Here is a 25,270-nt window from a genome sequence, read left to right as displayed (position 1 = left end):
AAGCGCTAAGGATTCAATCGCTGCACCGTCCAGCCCTCATCCCCCAGCGTCCAGCGGAAGCGGTCGTGCAGGCGGAACGCGCCGTCTGCCCAGAACTCGATCTCGACCGGGCGGATGCGGATGCCGCCCCAGAATGGCGGACGGTCGGGGTTCAGACCTTTTTCAAGGCTCAACCGCGCTACCTTGCCCATCAGCGTCGCCCGACTATCGAGCGGTCGGGATTGTTCCGATGCCCAGGCACCGATGCGGCTTTGCAACGCACGGGAGTGATAATAGGCATCCGCCTGCGCGTCCTCGACCTGCTCGGTCAGGCCACGCACCCGGATCTGGCGGCGCAGGCTTTTCCAATGCAGCACGAACGCCGCCTTGCCAGTCGCCGCAATCTCCCGCCCCTTCGCGCTTTCGAAATTGGTATAGAAAACGAAGGCATCCGCCTCGATTTCCTTGAGCAGAACCATACGCACATTGGGCAGACCGTCGGGGTCTGCGGTCGCTAGGGCGATGGCATCGGGGTCGTTGGGTTCGGACTTCACCGCCTCCGCCAGCCATTGCCGTGCCAGCGCGAAAGGATCGTCGCCGGCGAAAATACCGGTCCGGGCCGTGTCGTCGCTCATCGCGTGATCCTCCGCCAAGTTGGTGCGAACACCGACATATTCTTGATGCTGCCGATCCTTTGACGTAAAGCGGACTGACCAGCAGAACAAGAGTGGAGCGCGAGGCGAAATGGCAGATATGTCGGGATTGATGACCGGGAAGCGCGGATTGATCATGGGTCTGGCCAATGACAAGTCCATCGCCTGGGGCGTCGCACGTGCCCTGCACGAGGCCGGGGCCGAAATGGCGTTCACCTATCAGGGCGATGCGCTGGGCAAACGGGTGAAACCCCTGGCGGAAAGCCTCGGCTCCAACATCGTGCTGCCCTGCGATGTGACGGATGCGGCCAGCATGGACGCCGTCTTCTCTGAGCTGAAGGACACATGGGGCAGCCTCGATTTCGTCGTGCACGCTATCGGCTTTTCCGACAAGAACGAATTGCGCGGCCGCTACGTGGACACCTCGCCCGACAACTTCCGCATGTCCATGGACATCTCCGTCTATTCGTTCACCGCGATCATGCAGCGCGCGGAAAAGATGATGAACGACGGCGCAGCCGCCCTGACACTGACCTATTACGGCGCCGAAAAGGTGATGCCGCATTACAACGTGATGGGCGTGGCCAAGGCGGCGCTGGAGGCTTCGGTCAAATACATGGCCATGGACCTGGGGCCAAAGAACATCCGCGTCAACGCGCTCAGCGCCGGCCCGATCAAGACGCTTGCCGCGTCAGGAATCGGTGATTTTCGGTATATCCTCAAGTGGAACGAGCTGAACTCCCCGCTGCGGCGCAACGTGACGACGATGGACGTGGGCAAATCCGCCCTCTACCTGCTCAGCGACCTATCCTCCGGTGTCACGGGTGAAAACCACCATGTCGACAGCGGCTATCACGTCGTCGGCATGAAGGCCGAGGACGCGCCCGACATCGACGTTGCCGTCGGCCGCAAACCCGCTGCCGAATAATCGAAAGGACGCCGCATGGCCGACCGTCTGCCCCACGAAAAGGGCTTCCATATTTCTTGGGATCAAATCCACCGTGACAGCCGCGCCCTTGCTTGGCGGCTGGAAAACGATGGTCCGGGTGCGGGCGGCAAATGGCGCGCCGTGGTGGCCATCACCCGCGGTGGCATGGCCCCTGCCATGATCGTGGCCCGGGAACTGGACATTCGCACGGTCGATACGATCAGCGTCAAATCCTACGCGCATCAGGATCAGGGCACGGCTGAGGTGCTCAAGAAACCCGACGATGCCCTGATGCGGAACGATGGCGAGGGCGTGCTGATCGTGGATGATCTGGTGGACAGCGGCAAGACGCTGGAACTGGTTCGGTCCCTGTATCCCAAGGCTCATTTCGCGACCGTCTACGCAAAACCGCAGGGGGAGCCGATGGTGGATACCTTCATCACCGGCGTCTCGCAGGATACGTGGATATTCTTCCCGTGGGACATGGCGCTGCAATACGTGCAACCGTATCGGGGCAAGGACTGATGTTCGCTGACCTGTTGAGAAAACTGACCGGCACCCCCGATGATACGACGCTGGATGCCAACGATGCCCGTCTGGCAATGGCGGCACTGCTGGTGCGCGTGGCGCGGGCGGACGATCTGTATCACCCGGCCGAGGTCGCGCGGATCGACGCGGTCCTGCGCCATCGCTACGACTTGATCGAGGCGGACGCGGTGAGCTTGCGCACCGAGGCGGAGGCCCTGGAAGCGCAAGCATCCGATACCGTACGCTTCACCCGTTTGATCAAGGACGCCGTCCCCTACGAGGAACGCGACGCCGTGATCGAGGCAATGTGGTATGTCGCCCTGTCCGACGATGATCGCAGCGAGGATGAAAACGCCCTGCTGCGCATGGTCGCAAACCTGATCGGCGTGACGGACCGTGACAGCGCGCTGGCCCGACAACGGGCGGCGAACAGGCTCTGAGCCGGTTCTGGCACGTTTGGCTGTTGTGCACCTTTCTGGGTGCGCCCGCCATGAGCGACTTTCTGGGTGCGCCCCCCGGGGACAACTTTCTGGATGCACCCCCCGGGGGCGACGCCCCGCAGCGCGTCGTGTCGCTGAACCTGTGCACGGATCAGCTTGCCATGCTGCTGGCCGCGCCCGGTCAGTTGATCAGCGTTTCGCGCCTCGCCTCCGATCCGCGACCCTCCGCCATGGCGCGGCAGGCTGCCTCCTGGCCGCGCAACGCGGGTCAGGCGGAGGAGATTTTTCTGCTGAACCCCGATCTGGTTCTGGCCGGTCGCTATACCGCGCGGGCCACCGTTTCGATGCTGGAGCGGCTGGGCATTCCCGTACAACGTTTCGACCCCGCCAGCGGTCTGGACGAGGTGCCTGACAGGATCACCAAAATGGGTGAGGCGCTGGGGCGCGAGGCTGCGGCGACCGCGCTGATCGCCCGGTTCGAGGCCGATCTGCTGTCCCTGCGCTATGAGGTCGGCGCGGTGCGCGCCGCGATCTATCAGGCGAATGGCTACACTCTGGGCAGCGGAACGATGGCGGCCGATATCATGGAGGCGGCCGGATTGCGCAACGTCATGGCTGATCGCCCCGGCGGGGGGCGTCTGCCGCTGGAGCTGCTGGTGACGCGCGCGCCCGACATGCTGATAACCTCCACCCCCTATCCGGGCGCGTCGCGATCCGAGGAAATCCTGTCCCATCCCGTGTTGCAGGCAATGGCCCTGCCCCGCGCGAATACCGGACCGGACTGGATTTGCGGCACACCCTACGTCCTGCGTGCCATTCGCGATTTGCAGGAAGCCGCGCGATGATACGGGTCTTCGCAGGACTTGGCGCGCTGGTGCTTTTGCTGTTCGCGGCGTCGCTTCTGATCGGACCGGCGGGGTTGCCCGTCTCCGACAGCATCGACGCCTTGTTTCGGGGTGAGGGGGAGGCGATCACCCTTGTGATGCGCGAAATTCGTCTGCCCCGTGCGCTGCTCGCGGTCATGGTTGGGGCATCTCTGGGTCTGTCGGGGGCGGCGTTGCAGGGCTATCTGCGAAACCCGCTGGCCGAACCGGGGCTGATCGGGGTCTCCGGCTCTGCCGCGCTGGGCGCGGTTCTGGCGATCCAGTCGGGTCTTGCAGCGGCTTTCGCCTTGGCCCTGCCCCTCGCGGCGTTGGGCGGCGCGGTTGGGGCGGTCGTCCTGATCCTGCTGCTGGCTGGACCGCGCGGGTCGGCATTGACGCTGATCCTCGCCGGGATCGCGATCAGTGCATTGGCGGGAGCGTGCACCTCTCTGGTTCTGAACCTCAGCCCGAACCCGTTCGCGGCAAGCGAGATCGTGTTCTGGCTGCTCGGCTCCCTCGCGGATCGCTCGATGCAGCATGTGGGGCTGGTCGCACCCTTCATGGCGGCGGGGGCCGTTGCGTTGCTCAGCCTCGGGCGGGGTCTGGACGCACTTACACTGGGCGAGGATGCGGCAGCGGCGCTGGGAATAGATCTGGCACGCTTGCGCCTGATGCTGATCCTCGGCGTTGCGGCGACGGTCGGGGCGGCGACGGCGGTGGCCGGGTCCATCGGCTTCGTCGGGCTGGTCGCACCGCATATTCTGCGCCGCGCGGTTGGCGCGAAACCCTCGCGGGTGTTGCCTGCCTCCGCGCTCGGCGGGGCGGCGATGGTTCTGGCGGCGGACATCGCCGTGCGCCTGATTGCACCGGAACGGGACCTGAAGCTGGGCGTTCTGATCGCCTTGGTCGGAGCGCCGTTTTTCCTGCGCCTGATCCTGACCCAGCGGAGGGAGATGTGAGCCTGCTGACCCTCACCGATCTCAAGTCATTCCGGCGTGACCGGATCGTTTTGGACGGCATATCGCTACACATCGCGGCGGGGGAGGTCGTGGGCCTGATCGGGCGGAATGGGGCGGGCAAGACGACGTTGATGCGCGCAGCACTCGGCTTGATCCCCTTTTCCGGCTACAGTTCACTGATGCAGATGGGGCCGCGACTACGTGCGCGGCATGTCGCGTGGCTGCCGCAATCGCGGGAAATTGCCTGGCCGATCAGTGTCGAGGCGCTCGTCGCCCTCGGTCGTCTGCCCCATGAGGACACCGATCCTGCCCCCGTAACCGCCGCTCTGCACCGGATGGATTTGGAGGCGCTACGCCACCGCCCCGCGACGGAGCTGTCAGGCGGTGAGCAGGCCCGCGTCCTGATCGCAAGGACACTGGCACAGCAAGCGCCGCTATTGATGGCGGATGAGCCCGTGGCGGGTCTGGACCCGGCGCATCAGATTGCCACGATGCAGGTTCTGGGCGATCTGGCGCGAGGCGGTCACGGGGTGCTGGTTTCGATCCACGATCTGGGCCTTGCCGTGCGTCATTGCACGCGGCTGATCGCGCTGGATCAGGGGCGCATTGCCGCCGACGGTCCGCCGCGGGAAGTTCTGACCCCTGCCCTGCTGCATCGGGTCTTCGGCATCACGGCGCATTTCGAGGAGACGCCCCAAGGCCCGATCTTCCAACCGCTCGGCACTGTCTAAGCCTGCGTTTCTAGGTCTGCGGTTTCGCCAGTCCGTTCAGAACATCGCCCTGCGTGATCCGGCCCACCACCGCGCCCTCCTCAACCACGGCGAGGCTTTGCGCCGTATCGAGTGCATGGATCACATCATTGACGCTGGCATCCGCCCCGATCCGACCATCCTCCGTCCCTTGCGCGGGGACCATGACCGACCGCGCGCGCAAAACGCCCAGCGGGTTCATATGCGCCACGAAATCAGCGACATATTCGTTTGCGGGATCGGCGTGAATATCCTGTGGCGTGCCCGATTGCACGATGCGCCCGCCCTCCATTATGGCGATGCGGTCGCCGATGCGAAACGCCTCATCCAGATCGTGACTGACGAACAGGATCGTGCGTTTCAGCCGTTGCTGCAATTCCAGCAGTTCATCCTGCAACCGGGTGCGGATCAGCGGGTCGAGCGCGGAGAAAGGTTCGTCCATCAGCAGGATCGGCGCCTGCGTGGCAAAGGCCCTCGCAAGCCCGACCCGCTGCTGCATTCCGCCCGACAACTCCCCAACCTTGCGGTCCGCCCACTCCGACAGGCCCACCAGATCGAGCTGTTCGCGCACGCGGTCTGCCCGCTCCGTCTTCTTCATTCCTGATAGCTCAAGGCCCAGTCCCACATTTTCTGCCACGCTGCGCCACGGCAGCAGGCCAAATTGCTGGAACACCATGGTGACGCATTCGCGGCGCACCTTCAGCAGGTCCGCCTTGCTGGCCGAGGTAACCTCCGCCGACCAGTCGCCAGCGCGCACCGTCACCGATCCGCGCACGACCGGGTTCAAGCCGTTGACCGCCCGCAGCAAGGTGGATTTTCCCGATCCCGACAGGCCCATCAGCACCAGAATTTCACCCACGTTCACGTCGAGCGTGCAATCGTGCACGCCCAGTACCTGCCCCGTCTGCTCCTGAATCTGCGCGCGGCTCTGCCCGGCATCCATCAGCGGCAGCGCGCTTTCCGGCTCCGCGCCAAAGACGATGTTCACCGCATCGAAAGAGATCGCAACGCTCATTTCCGTCCCCTGACCCGCAACATCCGGTCCAGCATGATGGCCACCACCACGATGATGAAGCCGCTTTCGAAGCCGAGCGCGGAATCCACGCGGTTCAGCGCCCGCAGCACCGGCACGCCTAACCCGTCCGCCCCGACCAGCGCGGCGATCACCACCATAGACAGCGACAGCATGATCGTCTGGTTCAGCCCGGCCATGATCTGCGGCACGGCGTAGGGCAGCTCGACCTTGAACAGTTTCTGTCGCGGCGTCGCGCCGAAGGCATCCGCCGCCTCCAGCAACGGCGCAGGGGTCGAGGATACGCCGAGTTGCGTCAGCCGGATCGGTGCGGGCAACACGAAGATCACAGTGGCCAACAATCCCGGCACCATCCCGATGCCAAAGAAGATCACCGCCGGAATCAGATAGACGAAGGTCGGCAGCGTCTGCATCAGGTCCAGCACGGGCCGCATCACGGCATAGAGCCGGGGCCGGTGTGCGGCGGCGATGCCGATGGGCACGCCGATGGCCATGCAGACGATACAGGCCGACAGGACCAGCGTCATGCTTTCGGTCATCTCCTCCCAGTAATCCTGATTGAGGATGAACAGGAACCCCGCGAACACCAGCAGACAGGTCTGCCAACTGCGTTGCAAAACCCATGTCAGCGCAACGAATACCGCGATGATGATCAGCGGATGCGGCGTCTGGAAAATCCACAGCAAGGTGTCGATCGTCGCTTCCATGCCGTCGGAAATCGCGTCGAACACCTCGGTGCCGTTGCGCTGCAACCAGTCGAACACGATCTCAGCCGTATCGCCGACGGGGATCTTGTTGTTGGTCAGCCACTCCATCCGTCGCTCCTGTCGTTCATCGTGAAAACGGCGCGAGGGGGCCCCGCGCCGTTTCTTTCAATGATTGGGTCAGTCTTCGATCACGGCCATGACGGCAGCTTTCGCATCACTCTCACCGTTCAGCGTGGTGACGTCCTTCAGCCAAGTGTCCAACACATCGGGGTTCGCGGCCAGCCAGGCCTTCGCGGCATCCTCGGGATCCTCACCATCGTTGAGGATCGCGCCCATGATCTCGTTCTCCATCTCAAGGGAGAATTCCAGGTTTTCCAGCAAGGTGCCGACATTCGGACATTCCGTGACATAGCCCGCGCGCGTGTTCGTCATCACGGATGCGCCGCCCAGATCGGGGCCGAACCAGTCGTCGCCCCCGGTCAGATAGGTCATGTCGAAATTGGCGTTCATCGGGTGCGGTTCCCAGCCGAGGAAGATGATCGGCTCACCCCGGCGGCTGGCCCGCTCCACCTGCGCCAGCATCCCCTGCTCCGAGCTTTCCGCGACCTCGAATTCGGTAAGGTCGAATGCCTCCGCCTCGATCATGTCGAGGATCAGGCGGTTGCCGTCATTGCCCGGCTCGATGCCGTAGATCGTGGAATCCAGCGCGTCGGCCTGCCCGGCAATGTCCGCGAAATCCGCGATGCCCAGTTCCGCGCCCGCCGCATTGGTGGCCAATGTGTATTTCGCGCCCGTCAGGTTGGTGCGCACGATGTCTACGGTTCCGGCCTCACGATAGGGGGCGATGTCGGCCTCCATCGTCGGCATCCAATTGCCGAGGAACACGTCGATATCGCCCTCGGCCAGCGAGGTATAGGTCACGGGCACGGAGAGGATCTTCACATCCGTCTCATAGCCCAGCGCCTGAAGCACGACCGATGCAGTCGCGGTCGTCGCCGTGATGTCCGTCCAGCCGACATCGGAGAAGGTGACGCTTTCGCACTGTGCTGCGGCCTGTGTGCCGATAGCGGCCAGTGCAATCGCGGACAGGGTGGTTTTGAAACGCATCTTGGAACTCCAGATTTCTTGAGTGATAAGCCATCAGACGGTGGACCTACAGGGCAATGCAACCCCATAATCCGCATGCGGGCCGTCTGTCACCCCCACCGGCGGGGGGAAATGCGCATCGAACGCGCACAAGCATCCTTCGGGAATGCGCGCATCCAAACCTTGCTCGCCTGCTTCGTTGGACACAATCGCAACAGATGAAAACTATTGAAAAATACAGGAATTTTCAGAGATGGTGGGACGTACTGGATTCGAACCAGTGACCCCAGCGATGTGAACACTGTGCTCTACCAACTGAGCTAACGTCCCGTCTCTGGCGGTGCATTTCGCACCTTGCGCGAAAGGGGTCAAGCCTAATCAGGCGGATTTCAGCGCGGCACCAATCCGTCCAGCAGATCGCCGAGTTCATCGTAATGCGTCAGGATCGCGTCCGGCTTCAACTCCGCGATCCCCGCCCCCAGCGGGCCGAACCCCACCAGCACCACCGGAACGCCGGCATTGCGCGCCGTGTCACGGTCGGTGGTGGTGTCGCCCATCAGCACGGTACGCGCCATGTTGCCTCCGGCGCGGCGCACCGTTTCGATCAGGTGTTCGGGGTCGGGTTTGCGCACCGGCAGCGTATCCGCGCCCAGCATCGCGGCGAACCGGTCGCGGATGCCGATCTTTTGCAGCAGGGTTTCGGCCAGCCATTCGGGCTTGTTGGTGCAGACGCCCAGAACCCATCCATCCGCCGCCAACCGGTCCAGTGCGGCCTCCACCCCCGGATAGAGACGCGTGTGCACGTCGATATGGGCGTCGTAATGATCCAGCAGCGTCTGGTATTCCTCGTCGATGGTCAGATCGGTCAGACCAAGTCGTTCGACCCCCAGTCCCAGCATGGCCCGCCCGCCGCGAAAAGCGGTCAACGCGTCGGTCGCATGATCCAGCGGCGCCGCGTGCCCGCGCCCGACGAAACAGGCGTTCGCCGCCGCAATCAGGTCTGCGCTGGTATCCGCCAGCGTGCCGTCCAGGTCGAATATTGCGGTGCGCATGGGAACTCCTCGAAATGGTGCCGATGCAATCGACTGAAACGAAACCTGATCGTCGGTGCGCTTTCCGGCACCGCATGCCGCTGTTATAAGCCCGCCAACACGAGGGACCACATCATAATGAAAACAGCCGCAATCATTCTCGCCGCCGGCCAGGGCACGCGGATGCAGTCCGACCTGCCCAAGGTTCTGCACCAGATCGGATGTGCGCCCATGGTGGTCCACGCCATGGCCAGCGCGAACACGCTTGAGCCAGAGCGGTTGATCGTCGTGACGGGTCACGGCGGCGATCTGGTCGAGGGGGCGGTGCGTGATTGGCGCGACGATGCGATCTTCGCAGTGCAGGCCGAACAGCTGGGCACCGCCCATGCCGTGCAGCAGGCGGCGGCGGGTCTGGAGGGGTTCGACGGCGACGCGGTGGTGCTCTACGGCGATACGCCGTTCATCTCGGGCGATACGTTGGCCGCAATGCGCGATGCGCGCGCAGATGGTACCGCAGTGGTGGTGCTGGGGTTCGAGGCGGCGAACCCAGGCGGCTACGGTCGCCTCGTCACCGGCCCCGATGGTTTGCAGGCCATCGTCGAGGCGAAGGAAGCCACGCCCGAACAACTCGCCATCACGCTTTGCAATTCCGGCGTCGTCATGGCCGATGCCGCCATCCTGCTTGATCTGGTCCGGGCGGTCGGCAACGATAATGCCAAGGGGGAATATTACCTCACCGATATCGTCGGCCTCGCCCGGTCGCGCGGGATGACTTGCGCCGCCGTGACCTGCGCCGAGCAGGAGACGATGGGCGTAAACTCCCGCACCGATCTGGCAGCGGCGGAGGCCGTGTTCCAGTGGACTCGCCGTGCCCGCGCGCTGGAGGAAGGCATCACCCTGACCGCCCCAGAAACCGTGCATTTCGCCTTTGACACGCATATCGGCCGCGATGTCACCATCGCGCCCAACGTGGTGTTCGGCCCCGGGGTCACGGTGGAAACCGGGGCGGAAATCCGTGCCTTCTGCCATCTTGAGGGCTGTCACATCGCCGAGGGAGCCCAGATCGGCCCCTATGCCCGCCTGCGCCCCGGCGCGGAGGTTGGCGGCGGCGCGCGCGTCGGCAATTTCGTCGAGGTCAAGAATGCCGTCCTGCACGCAGGCGCGAAGGTCAATCACCTGACCTATATCGGCGATGCCGAAATCGGTGAGCGTGCGAATATCGGCGCGGGCACCATTACCTGCAATTACGACGGGGTGTTCAAGCACAAGACGATCATAGGCGCGGATGCTTTCGTCGGTTCGAACTCCGCCCTGGTGGCACCCGTGACCATCGCGGATGGCGGCTATGTCGCCTCCGGCTCGGTCGTGACCAGCGATGTGGGACCGGGCGATCTGGCCATCGGGCGCGCGCGGCAAGTCAACAAGCCGGGCCTTGGCGCCCGCATGGTGGCGCGACTGCGCGCCCTTAAGGAGAAACGCTGATGTGCGGCATTATCGGTATCCTGGGTGAGCATTCCGCCGCCCCCCTGATGGTCGAGGCCCTGCGCCGTCTGGAATATCGTGGCTATGACAGCGCCGGCATCGCCACGGTGCACGACGGCGTTCTGGGCCGTCGTCGCGCGGTGGGAAAGCTGGGCGCGCTGGCCGATCTGCTGGTGGTCGATCCCATCCAGGGCCGTTCCGGCATCGGGCACACCCGCTGGGCGACCCACGGAAAACCGACGGTGGCAAACGCCCACCCCCACCGCTCCGGCCCCGTCGCGGTCGTGCACAATGGCATCATCGAGAATTTCCGCGAATTGCGGGCGGAGCTGGAGGGCAAGGGGCATACCTTCGTCACGGAAACGGATACCGAGACCGTGGCCGTCCTGTGCGCACAAAACCTGGCGGACGGATTGCCTCCTATCGAGGCTGCGGTGGCAACGCTCAAACGTCTCGAAGGGGCGTTCGCGCTGTGCTTCCTGTTCGAGGGGGAGGACGATTTGATCGTGGCGGCGCGACGCGGCTCCCCTCTGGCGATCGGTCATGGGGAGGGTGAAATGTTCGTCGGCTCCGACGCTCTGGCGCTGGCGCCGTTTACCCGCCGGATCACCTATCTGAACGATGGCGATCACGTCGTTCTGACCCGCGCCGGTGCGGAAATCTTCGACACCGATGGCGCCGCGACCGACCGGCCGACGAAAACCGTCGCGCTGGACAACATGATCGCGGAGAAGGGCGAGCATCGCCACTTCATGTCCAAAGAGGTGCACGAACAGCCCGAGGTGCTGTCCTACGCACTGCAACATTACGCCGGTCCGGGCCGTGACCGGATCGAAGGTGCAGCCGACGCGGTGGACTTCACCGGAACCGACCGGCTGATCATGGTGGCGTGCGGCACGGCCTTTTATGCCTGTCAGGTCGCGAAATACTGGTTCGAACAGATCGCGGGCATGGTCGTCGAAATCGACATCGCGTCCGAGTTCCGCTACCGCAACCCGCCGCTGCGAGACAGCGACATGGCACTGTTCGTATCACAATCGGGTGAGACGGCGGACACGCTGGCCGCCCTCAACTACTGCAAGGGCAAGGCTGGCAGCATCGTTTCCGTCGTCAACGCCATGGAAAGCTCCATCGCCCGTGCCTCGGACGCGGCGTTGCCGATCCATGCGGGGGTCGAAGTCGGCGTCGCCTCGACCAAGGCGTTCAGCTGCCAGCTTACCGTATTGTTGTCGCTGGCAATTCACGCGGGTCGCACGCGCGGACACCTGAGCGCGGCGGACGAGGCGCAGTTGGTCTCGCGCATGTTTGAACTGCCCCGCCTGATGAACGAAGCGATCGCGACCGAACCCCAGATTGCCAAGCTTGCCCAATGGCTTGCCGGTGCGCGCGACATTCTGTTCCTGGGCCGTGGCCTGATGTATCCCATGGCACTCGAAGGGGCGCTGAAGCTCAAGGAAATCAGCTATATCCACGCCGAGGGCTATGCCTCGGGCGAGTTGAAGCATGGCCCCATCGCCCTGATCGACGAAAACGTTCCCGTGATCGTTTTCGCGCCGCGCGACGCGCTGTTTGAAAAACTGGTCAGCAATATGCAGGAGGTCATGGCCCGCGGCGGGCGTGTCTTGCTGGTAACCGATGCCGAAGGCGCCGAAATTGCACGGCACGGCACGGCTGAGGTTCTGGTGATGCCGACGGTAGATCCCCGGCTCGCACCTATGGTTTATGCTATACCTGCGCAGTTGATTGCCTATCATACGGCCGTGACCAAGGGGACGGACGTGGACCAACCGCGAAACCTCGCCAAATCGGTCACGGTAGAGTAAAGTTCCATTCGTATCCGACGCCAAGATCGGGACGTTCGAGTAGTTCGAGGAGAGATTATGAAACGCATCGTGGCAAGCGCATCGCTGCTGGTTCTGCTGTCGGCATGTGTCGAACCGCAGGCAAGTCTGCCGGATTCCGCGCTCATCAGGGCGGGGTGCTATACTGTCGATCTGTATGACGATCCGTATCGGCGCAACGAGATTCAACCCGCCAAGGTCGGCCTGTCCGACAATTGGAACCGCTATCTGGGCGTCTGGGGTGAGGGTGCGTGGAACGGGGGCCAATGTCATGAAATTCACGTGACGGAGGTCAACCAGGACGGCTCCGTCGTGGTGATCGACACCGTCGCCCCATACGAGACGCTGCGCGCCGAGAGCCACCGACGCACCGGACGTATCGATCGCAATGGACGATTGATCGTACCGGGCAGCAATGGTCCGACCGTCTACAGCTATGAAAACGGTCGCCTGCGCGGCACCCGTTTCCGGCGGAGCGGTGGTACGGATCATGTCATTCTATCACCGCAATCGTCTTGATGCCGACCCCGGTCGAGGCGCTCGACGCTCTCATCTCCCGCGCGGATCCTGTCCGCGCGGCTGAAATGGCGACCTATCACAAGGTCGAACGCCGCTACCTCGGTCTGGGCAATGACACGGTGGAAAACCTCGTTCGCTCCTGGCGTGCCGATCTGGACCGCGATGCGAAGGTCACCTTGGCCGCGGCTTTATGGGACAGTAACATTTACGAGGCGCGGATTGCCGCGACCAAACTTCTGACCCAGGCGCGGATCAAACCGGATGACGCGCCGGTCTGGGACGAGGTGCAACGCTGGGTCGTTCAGTTCGACAGCTGGGCCATTGCCGATGCGGCTGCAAAGCCTATCGAGCGTCGCCTGATCGCAGACCCCTCTCGCCTTGATGCCGTGGCGATGTGGACGGAACATCAGAACATGTGGACGCGCCGCGCCGCCCTGGTCTGCACATTACATTGGGCAAAGGGACGACACCCCGACGCCGCGCATCTGGAACGGCGCGAGCAGGTGCTGACGTGGATCGCAGCGTTGGTTTCCGATCACGAATGGTTCACGCAAAAGGCGATCGGATGGTGGTTGCGGACCCTGTCCCGACAGGATCCCGCGCGCGTCGCTGAATTCCTGAGCCTGCATTCGGACGGAATGCGGGCAATCGCGCGCAAGGAGGCGGCAAAACACCTTTGAGTGTTGCCCCCACCCCGCGAAGGCGGGCCGCAGATCAGGACGAACCGGACCCGCGATCCTTATCCTTGTGATGAAATGCCAAAATCCGCGTTCCGGCAGGAATCTTCTCAGGTGGCTTACCATCGTAAAACAGCAAGCCGCTGTCATTGATCCGCCCCAGAATCCGGGCGTCCTCGTTGAGGGCGAGGTAATCGTCGAGCCCGAACTCCTCGGTCAGTCTGGTCACGCGAAACGCCCAGCCTGCTGCCTCCAGCCGCATGAAATCCTCATAGGGCATACCCGATCCAAAGGCGCGCCCCCCGATGGTGACCGGCAGGGCCGCGCGGCCCTCCGTCTCATCGCAGCGGCCAACCTGAAACACCTGTCTTCTGCCAAATTCCGGGCCCAGATCGGTGCAGACCAGCGCGTTGTAGCCATCGTTGTCCGTCGCGGCGAGAACGACACCATATGCGCTCAGATCCAGCGTATGCTCGACAGTCTCGGACAGGATCTCACCGTGATACACCTTCACCCCGGCCTCACGCGCGGCGCGCAGGCGGAACCAGTTGCGATCCACGATCATCGTAGGGATTTCCGCCTTCTCCAACGCCCGCGCCAGATTGACCGCCCAGCGTGAACCGCCGACGATCAACAGGCCCGGAACGGCCTCGGATGTCAGCTTCAACCGCCGCGCCAACGGACCGATCGAAAATCCGTGCAGCACCACCGTGCCCGCGACCAGCGCGAAGGACAGGGTCGTCAGGCTTCGCCCGTCCTCGATCCCCAGTTCGGCAAGTTGCGTTCCGAAAAGGCCTGACACAGCGACCAGAACGACGCCCCGCGGTCCGATCCAGGCGATCATCGACTTTTCGGTCCACGGCAGACCGCTGCCCATCAGCGACAGCAGCACGGTCAGGGGCCGGGCGATGAAGATCACGATGGCGACGAACAACACGATGCGAAGGTCGATGCTGGCCAGTTCCGCCATGGTCAGTGACGCCGCAAGCAGGATGAAAACGCCCGAGACCAGAATGACGGTCGCGTGTTCCTTGAACCGCCGGATTTCGTCCAGAGACGGCAAATGCGTGTTCGCCAGAACGACGCCCATGATGGTCACGGCCAGCAAGCCGCTTTCATGCAGGATATAGTCGGACGCCGCATAAATCGCCAGAAGCGCGCCAAACATCACAGGCACCTTCATATATTCCGGCACTTTGCCCCGGTTGAACGCCCATGCAATCACACGCCCCCCCAGATAGCCCAGCACACTGGCGACGACGATGCCCAGAACCATGTGCCAGATCGCGCCCCCCACGGTGGTGGAGGTTCGCAGCGCCACCACCATTTCATAGGCCAGAACGGCTGCCAGGGCACCGATGGGATCGTTGACGATCGCCTCCCATTTCAGGATTCTGGCGACGCGCGGCTCCATCCTCGCCTGTCGCAGCAGGGGCGTCACCACGGTGGGGCCGGTGACGATCATGATGCCACCGAACACGATGGCGGTCTCCCAACTCAGCCCGGCGATGTAGTGCACACTTATCGCGGAGAGCAGCCAGCCGACCGGCGCTCCGATCATAACCAACCGCAACACCGACGGGCCCGCATCACGCAAGCTCTTGAAGTTCAGGGTCAATCCGCCCTCGAACAGGATGACTGCGACCGCAACCGCAATGATGGGCTTGAGCAGAAATCCGAAGCTGGCCTCCGGATCTATCAGCCCGGTCAAGGGTCCTGCCAGGACGCCCGCCAGCAACATCAGGACGATCGCCGGCAACTGGAACCGCCACGCCAGCCATTGCGAGCCGATGCCCAGGACGCCGATCAGCGCGAATGTGGTAACGGGATCCATGGATTATCCTCAGGTCAGGGTTCGAATACGCCAATCGCGTGAGGCACCCAGCCCTCCGGCCAGCCCCCAGGCGATCAGCCGCAAGAGATTGATCGGTCCAGATAGTCCTTCACGCGCGAAGAACCATAGTGCACGCCGCATCCCACGACGATAAGTCGTGCCGCGCAGTGCCGTGACGGTATACCCATGCCCGCGAAACAGCATCGCCGCCCGGGCCAGATGAAAATTGTCGCTGACGATGACAACGGCGCGATCCCCGATGATGGGCTGCGAAAACAGGGCGTTCTGCTGTGTGGTGCGGCTTTCATGCTCCTGCGTGATCCTGTGCGATTCCACGCCCAGACGCATAGCCTCCGCCGCCATCAGCGCCGCCTCGGACCCGCCGCCCGCCAAGCCGCCGGTCAGGTGCAGGGTCTGGCCCGGTCCCAGTGACGCCACGCCGGCCGCAACGCGGGCCTGGCCGACCGGCTGCAACTGACCGCCGCGCGCGCCACCGCCCAGCACCACGACGACCTGCGTCCTTGGGTCGATTCCGCCTGTCGGTCTGGTCCAGCCATAGGCCGCCATCGTCAGGCACAACGCCGCGTAGCCACACAGTATGAACGCAATGGTGCTCACGTCCCGCGATGCGCCCTGTCGCGCAGTTCACGCCGCAGGATCTTGCCTGTGGCGGTCATCGGCAGCTCCGTGACAAAGACGACATCGCGCGGGGCGACATGCGGGCTGATCCTTTCGCGGACCCGTGCGATCAACGCTGCCGCCTTGCCCTGCTCGGCTGTACCGGCGCGTAGGACGACGTAGGCCCGCACCGCCTCGGTCCGGACGGGATCTGGCACGCCGATCACGCCTGCCATCGTCACGTCGGGGTCGGCGGTCAGACATTCCTCGATCTCGCTCGGCCCGATGCGATATCCGCTGGAGGTAATCACGTCGTCCAAGCGCGAGGCAAAGAAAACGAAGCCGTCCGCGTCCATCCGCGCGACGTCGCCGGTCAGCATCCAGTCACCGACAAATTTCTCCGCTGTCTTTGCTGGGTTGTTCCAGTATTCGAGGAACATCGCGGGGTCGGGCCGCTTGATGGCGATCTGCCCTTCCTCACCGGGTGGCAGTGCATTGCCGGAGCTGTCGAGGATGGCAACCTCATGCCCCGGCACCGCACGCCCCGTGGAACCCGGACGCGGCGGGTCCAGACTGCTCATGTTGCCCAACACCAGATTGCATTCGGTCTGGCCATAGATTTCGTTGATGGTCACGCCCAGACGCGATCGCCCCCAATCCAGCAGATCGGCACCCAGCGCCTCGCCCCCCGATCCGACCGTGCGCAGCTTCGCAGGGTCCCCCGAGGTCTGACGCATCAGTTTCAGCGCTGTCGGGGGCAGGAACACGTTGCGGATCGCCAGCCTGTCAATCAGGTCAAAGGCCTGATCCGGGTCGAATTTGGCCATCCGGTGCGCCACCAGCGGCACGCCCATGCTCAGCGCGGGCAACATGACATTGGTCAGCCCGCCCATCCAGGCCCAGTCGGCAGGCGTCCACATCCGGTCCCCGGCTTGCGGCAGGCCCTCGTGATGCGTCTCGACCCCCGGCAGATGGCCGAGCAGGACCTTATGCCCGTGCAGCGCCCCCTTGGGCGGCCCGGTCGTGCCAGAGGTGTAGGAGATGAACGCCGGATCGTTCAGCGTGGTGGGGGCGACGGGGCAATGATCCGCCGCCTTGCCCAGTTCCTGCCAGAACCCGAAGGACCCGGCATTGCGTTCGTCGATGGAATAGATGAACTCCAGATCCGGCAACCGGTCACGGATGTTGAGCAATTTCGGCAGGTTCGCGCCGTCCGTGACCACGACCTTGGCCCCGGAATCGTGGAGCCTGTAGTGTAGCCCGTCCTCGCCGAACAGGGTGAACAGCGGAACCGCGATCGCGCCCAGCTTGTAGGCCGCCAGATGGGTCAGAACCGTCTCGGGCGTCTGGGGCAGCAGTACCGCCACCCGGTCGCCTCGTTTCACGCCACGCGCTGCGAAGGCATTCGCCAGTCGAGACGATGCCCGGCTGAGCTGGATATAGCTGTAATCCCGCAACTCTCCGTCCGGGCGCAGATAGGTCAACGCCAGCCGATCCGGCTGCGCCCGCGCCCACCGTTCACAGGCCTGTTCTGCGATGTTGTAGAGCGCGGGGCGCGGCCACCGGAAATCTCGGCGCATCGCGGACCAGCTTTCGCGCGCAGGCACCAGTGGTTGATACAGGGTTTCAGTCATCGCGGCGGCTCCTCCCCTCGGTCATAGCGTATTCGACACGATCGGCGCCAGCAGACGTTCGCTCATCGCCCGGCCATAGCCGTCAATCTCGCGGTAGGTCATAGCCTCCACATACAGCGCGAATGTCAGTTGCGCCCGCCCCGGCGGCTGCATCCAGCCGACATACCATCCCCCGTATGGGCCGCCGAAGCCCCGTCCGTAAACCGGCCCGGCCCCCGACACCCCGTGCACGTCCACCCCTGCAATCGAACCGTCCTGCGCGATGGCGATCACGGTTTCGCTCGCGTCTATTGAGACATTGAGCGCCCCGGCCCCCAATGCGGCCAGAAAGCCCACCTGTTCCGTTACGCTGACCTCCAGCGTGCCATCCATCCAGAAGGCATCGCCCTGCCCCTGCGCGGTGCCATAGCCCCAGCGGCGCAGATACGCGGCATAGGCATCGCCAACCTCAACCGCCATGTCTTGAAAATACCACAGAACCGACGCTGCAAACGCAGAGGCCAGCGTGTGGTCCCGCCGCCATATGCCCGGCCAGTGTGGCGCGGAGGGGCGGCGAAAGCGATCCCACTCCCGCGCACCCTGCGCCCCGCTCTCAACCCCCAGATCCAGCGCGATCAGCGCGTTGGCAATGTCGAAGGTGCCATAGGGCCGGTGTCGCGCGCCCAGATCGCTGCCCTCCAGAATATGCGCGACACTGCCCGCGCCCTCGATGCACAGGAACGACACGGTGCGCCGCCCCAGCCAGCTTTGATGCGGCGCCCGCGCGATGACCCGCCGTTCCTGTGCGCGCAGGCTTGCCGGCAGGGCCATCCCGGACAACCCCGCCAGAAACGTCCTGCGCGAGGGCGCGAGCCTCACATCTTCGGCCGGGTTTGCGCGAAACAGGGGATCGCCTGCGCGTCCGCGATCAACCGGTCCAGATGCGGCAGGGGACCGGCGTCGATGCCGGGAAAGACCAGCCGCGCCATATCGGCCGAAACCACCGTGGCGATATCGCCACCGCCCGGCGCATCCGTGCCGGACATCCACCCCTCGATCGGAACGCGACCTTCCATCGCGCGCAAGCCCGCGATGATCTGCCCCTCCAGCCGTTCGATCCAGGCGGGATAGTGAAACTCGACGGGGCGGCGCAGCTTGTCATAGACCAGCGCGACGATCTTCTCCCCGGTTGAGGTGGCATAGGCGATGTCCTGCAACATCGACCGCCGGGCGGCACCGCTGGCCGGGATCAGGCGCCGATCCTCGGGCGCGGTTTCCTCCAGATAATCGGTGATGGCCCAAGTCTCCACCAGCACCTCCCCGTCGTCGAGGACCAGCGCAGGCACCCGGCCCAGCGGATTGACGGCCTTGACCTCCTCCCACTCAGGCCCTGCGACCTGTATCTGTCGCCGCTCGATCGTGCGATCCTGCAAGGCGCACCAGATCGCGACGCGGCGGGCAAAGGGCGACATATCGCGTCCGTAGAGTATCATGTTAAAAATCCTTTTCAGTTCAATCAGATAACCTGAGGGCGGAAACATCGTAATAGACATCGCCGATCACCAGACGGGCCTCTTCGATGCCCAGGGCCCGCAAAGCGTCGAGCGAGATGCGGTCGATCCCGTCGCCCTGCAAGGGGCGCAGTTCGACCTGCGTGCTGACCCCGGTTTCCTGATCGGTGATCCAGCCGGGAACGCGCCGGTCCACCGTTGCCATGGCAAGCCATTTTCCCGAACCCTCCGTCGATACCTCCGCTAGGGTCGATCCGATCAGTCGCGCGGTAACCGGGGACGGGCGCGATTCCTCCACCGCCGGGCCCAGCACCTGCTCCACCGTCGATCCAACAGGCGCGACGGGCGCGCATCCGATCACTGTGCCCGCCAGCGCCGGTACGATCCATTTACGCAGCATCCGCAACCCTCCTGCCCCTACACAACAGCGCCTTCGTCCAGCTTGCAAGAGAGGTCGGCCATGCATAGTCTTGGGCACATGAACACACAAAACGCCCCCTTGATCGACCCCTTCGCGCGAACCATCGACTACCTGCGCGTCAGCGTCACGGACCGCTGCGATTTCCGCTGCACCTATTGCATGTCGGAGCATATGACCTTCCTGCCCAAGGCGGAATTGCTGAGCCTTGAGGAGCTGGACCGTCTGTGCACGTCCTTCGTCGATCTGGGCGTCAAGAAGCTGCGCGTGACCGGGGGGGAGCCGCTGGTGCGGCGCGGAATCATGTCGTTTTTCGAGGGCATGTCGCGGCATCTGGACTCCGGCGCGCTGCATGAGCTGACGCTGACCACGAACGGTTCGCAACTGCGCCGCTTCGCGCAACCGCTGTTCGATGCGGGCGTGCGGCGGGTCAACGTCTCGCTCGACACGCTGGATGAGAAGAAGTTCGCCGCCGTCACCCGCTGGGGCCGTTTCGCGCAGGTCATGGACGGCATAGATGCGGCGTTGGAGGCTGGGCTGAAGGTCAAGATCAACGCCGTCGCGCTCAAGGGCATCAACGATGATGAGGCCGTGGACATGGTCCGCTGGTGTCACGCCCGCGGGCTGGACATGACCTTCATCGAGGTGATGCCGATGGGCGACGATATCGAACGGCTGGACGAATACTGGTCCCTGGACGATGTGCGCGCGACACTGGCCGAACAGTTCACCCTGACGGACATTCCGCTGAACACCGGCGGTCCGGCCCGTTACATGCGGGCGGAGGAAACCGGCGGGCGCATCGGCTTTATCACGCCGCTCAGCCATAATTTCTGCGAAAGCTGCAACCGGGTGCGGCTGACCTGCACGGGTCAGCTCTACATGTGTCTGGGGCAGGACGACGACGCCGATCTGCGCAAGGTGCTGCGCGCCTCGGACGACGACGCCCCCCTGCACGACGCCATCCGCCGCGCCATCGCGCGCAAGCCCAAGGGGCACGATTTCGACTATTCCCGTCAAACTGTCTCTGGCGAGATGGGCCGCCATATGAGCCATACCGGCGGATGATCCGCCAGACCCGCACGCGTCGCGCCCACCTCGCCCGGCTGGAACAGGCTTGGCCCGAAGGATTGCCCTTCGACAATGTACGCCTGCTGCGCGCCAAACCGGCAAAGACGGTTCTTGCGCTCGACAGTGCGCGCGGCCCTGTGGTGGCCAGCTTTTTTGGCCCGCAATCGCTCGACCAACGACCGGAGGGGGTTGCCGCCGCGCATGAGCTGCTGACCGAACGCCTGCCCGCCGGTGCCGTGCCCGCCCTGATCGCCCATGTCGAGCAGGCAGGTCTGGTCATCAGCGAACAGGTTCGGGGGCAAACGGCCGCAGATCTGATCCGCGCCGATTCCACCTCCAGCGACGCGGCGATCCGGGCTGCGGCGATCTGGCTCACCACTCTTCACGATCTGGTGGAGCGGCCCGATGCCGCGCACGACTTCACCGGGCGGGTGAAGGTCGCCACAGTTGACGCCCCACCGGCCATGGGGGTTGAGATCGCACGGCTGGCGCGGGAACTGACCGGCCTTCCCGTGCGTCAGGTCAAGTTTCACAACGATTACAAGCCAGACAACGTGATGCTCGCAGATGGGCGCACCTGCGCCATCGACTTTCGCAACACCCGCTTTCGCCCCGCCAGCGTGGACGCCGCGCAGTTCCTCACCCGTGCCGCCATCTATGCGCTGTCGGTGCGCGATCCGGGCCCGGTCAATCGCATCGGGCTGCCGTTATACGTGACGCAGCCATTCGATGAGGCCTATGGCCGCGCGATCAGTGCCGAACCGATGACGGAGCTGTTCATCCTGACCAATATTCTGCTGGCGGAAATCAAACGGTCATCGCGCCCCGCGACACGCCGCCTTTTGCTCGCCCGCCGGGGGCAGCACGGACGCGGGTTGCGCAAGTTGCTCAGTCTGAGCGAAGCGGCCCTTACCCCAACACCCGGTTGAGGAACGCCGCCTGCCGCGCATGAAACTGTGCCGCAATCTCGATGTCGAAGGCGTCGAGCACATGGATACCGCCGGGATAGACCGCCAGGTCCGTCTCGTTCCCCGCCCCGGCCCAGCGTGCGGCCATCATAAGCGTGTCGTCCTTCAGCGGATCAAACGTGCCGACCTGAAACAATGCGGCCGGCAATCCGGCCAGATCGGCATGAAGCGGCGACGCGGCGCGGCGCGCCTCGGCGTTCATTGCCAGATTGCCGACGAACCACTGGATCGTCGGGGTGGACAGCACCAGCGACCGGCTGCCCCACTGCGCGGCAGAGGGCGTCAAATCCAGATCGTAGATACCATAGTTCAGGCACAGCCCCGCGACCATGCCGCGCAATTCCAGCCCCAGCAGCGCGGCCAGATGGCCACCGGCGGATTCGCCGCCGATGAACAGGGGGCCTTCACCAAACGGTTTCTGACCGATCAGATGCACTGCTGCCGACCGGCAATCCTCCAGACAGGCGGGCCAGGGATGTTCGGGGGCCAGACGGTATTCGACCGATGCGACCGTCAGACCGGTCTTTGCGGCAATCGCCTGGTTCAGGCGATCGTAATGCGCGGGCCGCCCCAGCGTCCAGCCGCCGCCATGCACGTGCAGATACACCCCCCGCCCCGGAATCCCGGGCGAAATGCGCAACCGCCCGTTTTCGAATTCGTGCCAGTGGGAGCCATCGTCGGGACCGGCGGAGGGAAAGACCCCGCGCCCATCGTCGCGGGCCTTGCGCGTCACCTCGGGTGGGATCGTGTGGGTGGGGGGCAGGTTCGACACCTGCTCCACAAATCGCGCGACGAAGGCGCGGGTTTCCTCGGTAATCGCCTCATCCACGAACCAGTCCGGGTCGATCTCGATGCTCATATGCCCCTCCGCTTTGCTGGTGGAGGTTAGGGCCACGACGGCATCCGGTCCATCCCAAGGAGATGCTCCCTCGCACTTTTCCGAATCCGCGCGGCCCGATTTTACAGCGCGCTTGCGCGCAGCAGCTTTTGTCGCATGGGCGGAATGCCCTTGATCTCCAACCCGGTGAAGACGTGCAGCGTGTTCATGTCGTCATCCACCACCGCATGATCCGACACCCACCCCCCCATCAGAAGATAGGTCCGCAAGAGCGGCGGCATCCCCTTCATCGCCTTCTTGAGATCCGGCTTCTTCAACCGCTGACCAAAGGGGAAGATGCGCGGTGCCTTGACCCGGGGCAACCAACGCTTGGGCGCAAGGTGCCGCTCCCTCAGCAGGTCGAACGCATCCATGTAGGCCTCCTCCTGCACACCGGGAAACGATGAGCAGCCGAACAACATTTCCACATCGTGATCGTCGACATATCGCACCATCGCCCCCCAGGCGATGCGCAGGATATCGGGGTCCCTATGGGACGGAGCGATGCAGAATCGGCCCATCTCCACCATTGCGCCGGGATAGACGCTCAGCGCCTCCAACCCGTAATATTGCGCGGAATAGCTGGTCTGGATGTCGCCCCCCGTGGCGAAGGACATCAGGCGATAGCAACAGACAAGGGTGTCGGTGCGCTCCTCCTCGATCAGGACATGAGTGCACGACCTGTCGAAATCATCGGCATCGACGCCGCTTTGCTCACCACGAAAGGTTCTGGAGCGCAGGCGCTGTGCCGCAGAGACATCCGCCACATCCTGCGAGAACCTCACGCGATAGCGACCTTTCCTGAAGACCTTCATGGGGTGTCTCCCGCGATACATGACCTATGTATAGCAAAACTGGCGGGCCCGCCCCGCATTGCAAGGAAAAGGTCGATCATGAAAGAAAAGTTCACAAAGTCCGAGGCCCAGTGGCGCGAGGAGCTGGACGCGCTGGAATACAAGGTATTGCGCAAAAAGGGGACGGAACGTGCGGGAACACATGACGATTTTCCCAAACAGCCCGGCACGTTCTACTGTCGCGGGTGCGGCCAGCCCCTGTTTACGCAGGCCGACAAGTTCGAGAGCGGCACCGGCTGGCCCAGCTTCGTGCGCCCCGCGACCGAAGACGCGGTAGAGGAACATAACGACAGCAGTTTCTTTATGCGCCGGACGGAGGTCGTCTGCGCACGATGCGACGGTCATCTGGGCCATGTCTTTCCCGACGGACCGCAGCCGACGGGCCTGCGCTATTGCATGAACGGCGTGGCGCTGACCTTCGAGCCCGACGGAGGCGAGACGAAGGAAAGCTGACCTTTAACGCGCCCGGACCCTTAATGCGCGCCGGTAACGTGCGCCGGGACTGATCGGTCTCACTCGCCGATCAGGTTCCCCGGATTGAAGACGTTACCCAGAATCTGCTGAACCACGGACAGCTCGTTGCCGAACGTCTCGGTCGTGCGCGATACCAGCTCGACCGGCCGCCCGTCCTGAATGCCGTAGACGGAAACATCGCGCACGATCTGATCGTCGTCGAACTGCACGGCGACCACGCGACGTTCGGTCACTTCCTTGGCGCGATACAGATAGGTCTCGGTATTGGTCGCGACGTAATACCAGGCGTCGTCGGTCAGGATCCCGGTATCCCCAGGACGCCCCAACGCGGTGCCGACGGTGCGCTTGGTGTCCTGTCCGACAACGATGCGGTCCAGCTCGACATCGGGCGGGGCGTAGCCATGGCTCTGAAATCGCGGTGCACAGGCCCCCAGAACCAGGGCTGCGGCCAGCGCCACCCCCACCAAGTTGAGGCCGGGCACGTTAAAATCGGAAATACGGATCATAAGGTTGGCCTCCCACGGGCGTCAGGCTATTTCCAAACGTTGCTAACCTGCGCATCTTCGCAGGGCAAGCAGAACAGATGACAGGAGCGATCACATGGCTAACGCACCGCACCGGGGAACCAGGATCGAGTTTCCCCGCCCGCTCGCCACTCAACGGTTGATCCGCGACGGACAGCACAGCTTTGATGAGACCGCGACGGAGGAGGAGCGCGCCGCCCTGGCGGACCTGTTCGGCGCGATATCGGTCGATGAGCTGAGTTTCTCGGGCATGATCGAACGAGAGGGGCACGACGGTCTGCGCCTGAACGGCCGCCTGCGCGGCACCGTCGTGCAAAGCTGCGTCGTAACACTCGCCCCGGTCAAAACCAGATTGGATGAGAAGGTCGAGCGGGTCTATTCCCCCGATATCGACCCCGAAAACATCGACCTGGACAGCGACGAGGAGGACGCGCTGGAACCGCTGACCCGCACGCTGGACGTGGGTCTGGTCGCGACGGAGGCCGCCGCCCTGGCCCTGCCCGCCTACCCCAAGGCGAAGGGCGTGGGAACCGGCGATCACATCACCAATACAGCCGATGACGACCCCGAGAAGGAGAAGCCGTTTGCCGCTTTGGCAGCGTTGAAGGAGAAACTCTCGGACAAGTCGTAAGATTCCCCTTGCACCGCTGCGCGTGATGCGTATTTTGCCGCTCTCATTCAAGAGACGTTTTACGGGTGGAGTCGCGGCGCGATAATCCCTCCGGGCGCCACGAAACATATCAGGGTCACGCGAGACCCGCGAAAACGACCGAGGTTAGTCATGGCAGTTCCAAAGAGCAAGATCACGCGCTCCAAGCGCGGCATGCGTCGTTCCCACGATGCGCTGGTTGCATCCAACCCGAACGAGTGCGGCAATTGCGGCGAACTGCGTCGCCCCCACCACGTGTGCCCCTCCTGCGGTCACTATGCAGATCGTGAAGTCGTGGCACTTGCTGACGAAATCGATCTGGACGAAGACGCCGCGTAAGTTAGCTGGTAGTCAAACGGGGTGCGGTCAGACCGCACCCATGGG

At 63.9% G+C, this 25,270-nt stretch carries 29 protein-coding genes and 1 tRNA gene; 15 read left to right on the top strand and 15 right to left on the bottom strand.

Translation table 11 applies throughout. The features are described from left to right. Window positions 1-5: 5 nt before the first annotated feature. A complete protein-coding gene (gene pdxH / locus G8E03_RS07940) occupies window positions 6-614 on the bottom strand; it encodes a pyridoxamine 5'-phosphate oxidase (protein ID WP_166190446.1) in 609 nt (202 codons plus the stop codon). A gap of 118 nt (window positions 615-732) precedes the next feature. Between pdxH and fabI the strand changes: the two genes are divergently transcribed. The 6 genes from fabI to G8E03_RS07910 are packed head-to-tail and all read left to right on the top strand — an operon-like array spanning window position 733 to window position 5,081. Continuing rightward, window positions 733-1,560 carry an enoyl-ACP reductase FabI gene (gene fabI / locus G8E03_RS07935; protein WP_166193994.1) on the top strand — a complete coding sequence of 276 codons (828 nt, stop codon included), beginning with the start codon at window positions 733-735 and terminating at the stop codon, window positions 1,558-1,560. A 15-nt stretch (window positions 1,561-1,575) separates the two neighbouring features. Beyond that, window positions 1,576-2,085 carry a xanthine phosphoribosyltransferase gene (gene gpt, locus G8E03_RS07930; RefSeq protein ID WP_166190444.1) on the top strand — a complete coding sequence of 170 codons (510 nt, stop codon included), beginning with the start codon at window positions 1,576-1,578 and terminating at the stop codon, window positions 2,083-2,085. Then, window positions 2,085-2,528, top strand: a complete 444-nt coding sequence (locus G8E03_RS07925) for a tellurite resistance TerB family protein (protein ID WP_166190442.1) — start codon at window positions 2,085-2,087, stop codon at window positions 2,526-2,528. The genes gpt and G8E03_RS07925 overlap by 1 nt, the downstream gene beginning before the upstream one ends. A 50-nt stretch (window positions 2,529-2,578) precedes the next feature. Further along, the gene (locus G8E03_RS07920; protein WP_166190440.1) at window positions 2,579-3,373 is read left to right on the top strand and encodes an ABC transporter substrate-binding protein; all 795 of its coding nucleotides are present in this window, start codon (window positions 2,579-2,581) and stop codon (window positions 3,371-3,373) included. Further along, window positions 3,370-4,350, top strand: a complete 981-nt coding sequence (locus tag G8E03_RS07915) for a FecCD family ABC transporter permease (protein WP_166190438.1) — start codon at window positions 3,370-3,372, stop codon at window positions 4,348-4,350. The genes G8E03_RS07920 and G8E03_RS07915 overlap by 4 nt, the downstream gene beginning before the upstream one ends. Beyond that, window positions 4,347-5,081 carry an ABC transporter ATP-binding protein gene (locus tag G8E03_RS07910; protein WP_166190436.1) on the top strand — a complete coding sequence of 245 codons (735 nt, stop codon included), beginning with the start codon at window positions 4,347-4,349 and terminating at the stop codon, window positions 5,079-5,081. Before G8E03_RS07915 ends, G8E03_RS07910 begins: the two co-directional genes overlap by 4 nt. A gap of 10 nt (window positions 5,082-5,091) precedes the next feature. Here G8E03_RS07910 and choV read toward each other — a convergent pair whose 3' ends face one another. The 5 genes from choV to G8E03_RS07885 all read right to left on the bottom strand — a co-directional run bounded on the left by choV (window position 5,092) and on the right by G8E03_RS07885 (window position 8,977). Then, window positions 5,092-6,114: a choline ABC transporter ATP-binding protein gene (choV, locus tag G8E03_RS07905; protein ID WP_166190434.1), complete on the bottom strand. Its 1,023-nt coding sequence runs from the start codon at window positions 6,112-6,114 to the stop codon at window positions 5,092-5,094. Beyond that, on the bottom strand, window positions 6,111-6,947 hold the full coding sequence (gene choW, locus G8E03_RS07900; RefSeq protein ID WP_166190432.1) for a choline ABC transporter permease subunit: 837 nt from the start codon (window positions 6,945-6,947) through the stop codon (window positions 6,111-6,113). Before choW ends, choV begins: the two co-directional genes overlap by 4 nt. Window positions 6,948-7,016: 69 nt before the next feature. Beyond that, window positions 7,017-7,946: a choline ABC transporter substrate-binding protein gene (choX, locus tag G8E03_RS07895; RefSeq protein ID WP_166190430.1), complete on the bottom strand. Its 930-nt coding sequence runs from the start codon at window positions 7,944-7,946 to the stop codon at window positions 7,017-7,019. A 233-nt stretch (window positions 7,947-8,179) separates the two neighbouring features. Continuing rightward, window positions 8,180-8,255 (bottom strand) — tRNA-Val (locus G8E03_RS07890). 59 nt (window positions 8,256-8,314) lie between these two features. Then, on the bottom strand, window positions 8,315-8,977 hold the full coding sequence (locus G8E03_RS07885) for an HAD-IA family hydrolase (protein ID WP_166190428.1): 663 nt from the start codon (window positions 8,975-8,977) through the stop codon (window positions 8,315-8,317). Between the two features lie 117 nt (window positions 8,978-9,094). Between G8E03_RS07885 and glmU the strand changes: the two genes are divergently transcribed. From glmU to G8E03_RS07865, 4 genes are read left to right on the top strand one after another with little or no spacing between them, the layout of a single operon-like run. After that, on the top strand, window positions 9,095-10,438 hold the full coding sequence (glmU, locus tag G8E03_RS07880) for a bifunctional UDP-N-acetylglucosamine diphosphorylase/glucosamine-1-phosphate N-acetyltransferase GlmU (protein ID WP_166190426.1): 1,344 nt from the start codon (window positions 9,095-9,097) through the stop codon (window positions 10,436-10,438). Beyond that, window positions 10,438-12,261, top strand: coding sequence for a glutamine--fructose-6-phosphate transaminase (isomerizing) (glmS, locus tag G8E03_RS07875; RefSeq protein ID WP_166190424.1), 1,824 nt, complete (start codon window positions 10,438-10,440; stop codon window positions 12,259-12,261). Before glmU ends, glmS begins: the two co-directional genes overlap by 1 nt. Before the next feature lie 57 nt (window positions 12,262-12,318). Continuing rightward, window positions 12,319-12,798 (top strand): hypothetical protein, encoded by a 480-nt coding sequence (locus tag G8E03_RS07870; RefSeq protein WP_166190422.1) that lies wholly within the window; start codon window positions 12,319-12,321, stop codon window positions 12,796-12,798. Beyond that, window positions 12,798-13,478, top strand: coding sequence for a DNA alkylation repair protein (locus G8E03_RS07865; RefSeq protein ID WP_166190419.1), 681 nt, complete (start codon window positions 12,798-12,800; stop codon window positions 13,476-13,478). The genes G8E03_RS07870 and G8E03_RS07865 overlap by 1 nt, the downstream gene beginning before the upstream one ends. A 34-nt stretch (window positions 13,479-13,512) precedes the next feature. On the opposite strand, the gene G8E03_RS07860 is transcribed toward G8E03_RS07865, so the two are convergent. The 6 genes from G8E03_RS07860 to G8E03_RS07835 are packed head-to-tail and all read right to left on the bottom strand — an operon-like array spanning window position 13,513 to window position 19,451. Beyond that, window positions 13,513-15,309 (bottom strand): cation:proton antiporter, encoded by a 1,797-nt coding sequence (locus G8E03_RS07860; protein WP_166190417.1) that lies wholly within the window; start codon window positions 15,307-15,309, stop codon window positions 13,513-13,515. Window positions 15,310-15,318: 9 nt separating this feature from the next. Continuing rightward, window positions 15,319-15,927 carry a YdcF family protein gene (locus G8E03_RS07855; RefSeq protein WP_166190415.1) on the bottom strand — a complete coding sequence of 203 codons (609 nt, stop codon included), beginning with the start codon at window positions 15,925-15,927 and terminating at the stop codon, window positions 15,319-15,321. Further along, window positions 15,924-17,561 (bottom strand): AMP-binding protein, encoded by a 1,638-nt coding sequence (locus tag G8E03_RS07850; RefSeq protein ID WP_240910304.1) that lies wholly within the window; start codon window positions 17,559-17,561, stop codon window positions 15,924-15,926. The genes G8E03_RS07855 and G8E03_RS07850 overlap by 4 nt, the downstream gene beginning before the upstream one ends. A gap of 21 nt (window positions 17,562-17,582) precedes the next feature. Then, complete coding sequence (locus G8E03_RS07845; protein ID WP_166190413.1) at window positions 17,583-18,371, bottom strand: penicillin-binding transpeptidase domain-containing protein; 789 nt, start codon at window positions 18,369-18,371, stop codon at window positions 17,583-17,585. A gap of 44 nt (window positions 18,372-18,415) precedes the next feature. Further along, window positions 18,416-19,033: a glutathione S-transferase family protein gene (locus G8E03_RS07840; RefSeq protein ID WP_166190411.1), complete on the bottom strand. Its 618-nt coding sequence runs from the start codon at window positions 19,031-19,033 to the stop codon at window positions 18,416-18,418. Window positions 19,034-19,052: 19 nt separating this feature from the next. Further along, complete coding sequence (locus tag G8E03_RS07835; protein WP_166190409.1) at window positions 19,053-19,451, bottom strand: hypothetical protein; 399 nt, start codon at window positions 19,449-19,451, stop codon at window positions 19,053-19,055. 78 nt (window positions 19,452-19,529) lie between these two features. Here G8E03_RS07835 and moaA point away from each other — a divergent pair, with 78 nt between their 5' ends. Both moaA and G8E03_RS07825 read left to right on the top strand, forming a co-directional pair. After that, window positions 19,530-20,537, top strand: coding sequence for a GTP 3',8-cyclase MoaA (moaA, locus tag G8E03_RS07830; protein WP_166190407.1), 1,008 nt, complete (start codon window positions 19,530-19,532; stop codon window positions 20,535-20,537). Next, window positions 20,534-21,469, top strand: a complete 936-nt coding sequence (locus G8E03_RS07825; RefSeq protein ID WP_166190405.1) for a phosphotransferase — start codon at window positions 20,534-20,536, stop codon at window positions 21,467-21,469. Before moaA ends, G8E03_RS07825 begins: the two co-directional genes overlap by 4 nt. Here the strand turns inward: G8E03_RS07825 and G8E03_RS07820 are convergent. Beyond that, window positions 21,450-22,367 carry an alpha/beta hydrolase gene (locus tag G8E03_RS07820; RefSeq protein WP_166190403.1) on the bottom strand — a complete coding sequence of 306 codons (918 nt, stop codon included), beginning with the start codon at window positions 22,365-22,367 and terminating at the stop codon, window positions 21,450-21,452. The genes G8E03_RS07825 and G8E03_RS07820 overlap by 20 nt on opposite strands. Window positions 22,368-22,468: 101 nt before the next feature. Further along, window positions 22,469-23,200: a GNAT family N-acetyltransferase gene (locus G8E03_RS07815; protein WP_166190401.1), complete on the bottom strand. Its 732-nt coding sequence runs from the start codon at window positions 23,198-23,200 to the stop codon at window positions 22,469-22,471. A 78-nt stretch (window positions 23,201-23,278) separates the two neighbouring features. Between G8E03_RS07815 and msrB the strand changes: the two genes are divergently transcribed. Continuing rightward, window positions 23,279-23,692 (top strand): peptide-methionine (R)-S-oxide reductase MsrB, encoded by a 414-nt coding sequence (msrB, locus tag G8E03_RS07810; protein ID WP_166190399.1) that lies wholly within the window; start codon window positions 23,279-23,281, stop codon window positions 23,690-23,692. 59 nt (window positions 23,693-23,751) lie between these two features. Here msrB and G8E03_RS07805 read toward each other — a convergent pair whose 3' ends face one another. Continuing rightward, window positions 23,752-24,219, bottom strand: coding sequence for an outer membrane protein assembly factor BamE (locus G8E03_RS07805; protein WP_166190397.1), 468 nt, complete (start codon window positions 24,217-24,219; stop codon window positions 23,752-23,754). Window positions 24,220-24,313: 94 nt separating this feature from the next. Here G8E03_RS07805 and G8E03_RS07800 point away from each other — a divergent pair, with 94 nt between their 5' ends. Both G8E03_RS07800 and rpmF read left to right on the top strand, forming a co-directional pair. After that, window positions 24,314-24,868 (top strand): YceD family protein, encoded by a 555-nt coding sequence (locus G8E03_RS07800; RefSeq protein WP_166190395.1) that lies wholly within the window; start codon window positions 24,314-24,316, stop codon window positions 24,866-24,868. A gap of 150 nt (window positions 24,869-25,018) precedes the next feature. After that, window positions 25,019-25,225 (top strand): 50S ribosomal protein L32, encoded by a 207-nt coding sequence (gene rpmF, locus G8E03_RS07795; protein ID WP_166190393.1) that lies wholly within the window; start codon window positions 25,019-25,021, stop codon window positions 25,223-25,225. Window positions 25,226-25,270: the final 45 nt, after the last annotated feature.

The organism is Pontivivens nitratireducens (assembly GCF_011290545.1).
Lineage (GTDB): Bacteria > Pseudomonadota > Alphaproteobacteria > Rhodobacterales > Rhodobacteraceae > Pontivivens > Pontivivens nitratireducens.
The sequence above is the reverse complement of the archived record's forward strand: the minus strand, read 5'-3'. Positions and strand labels throughout refer to the sequence as shown.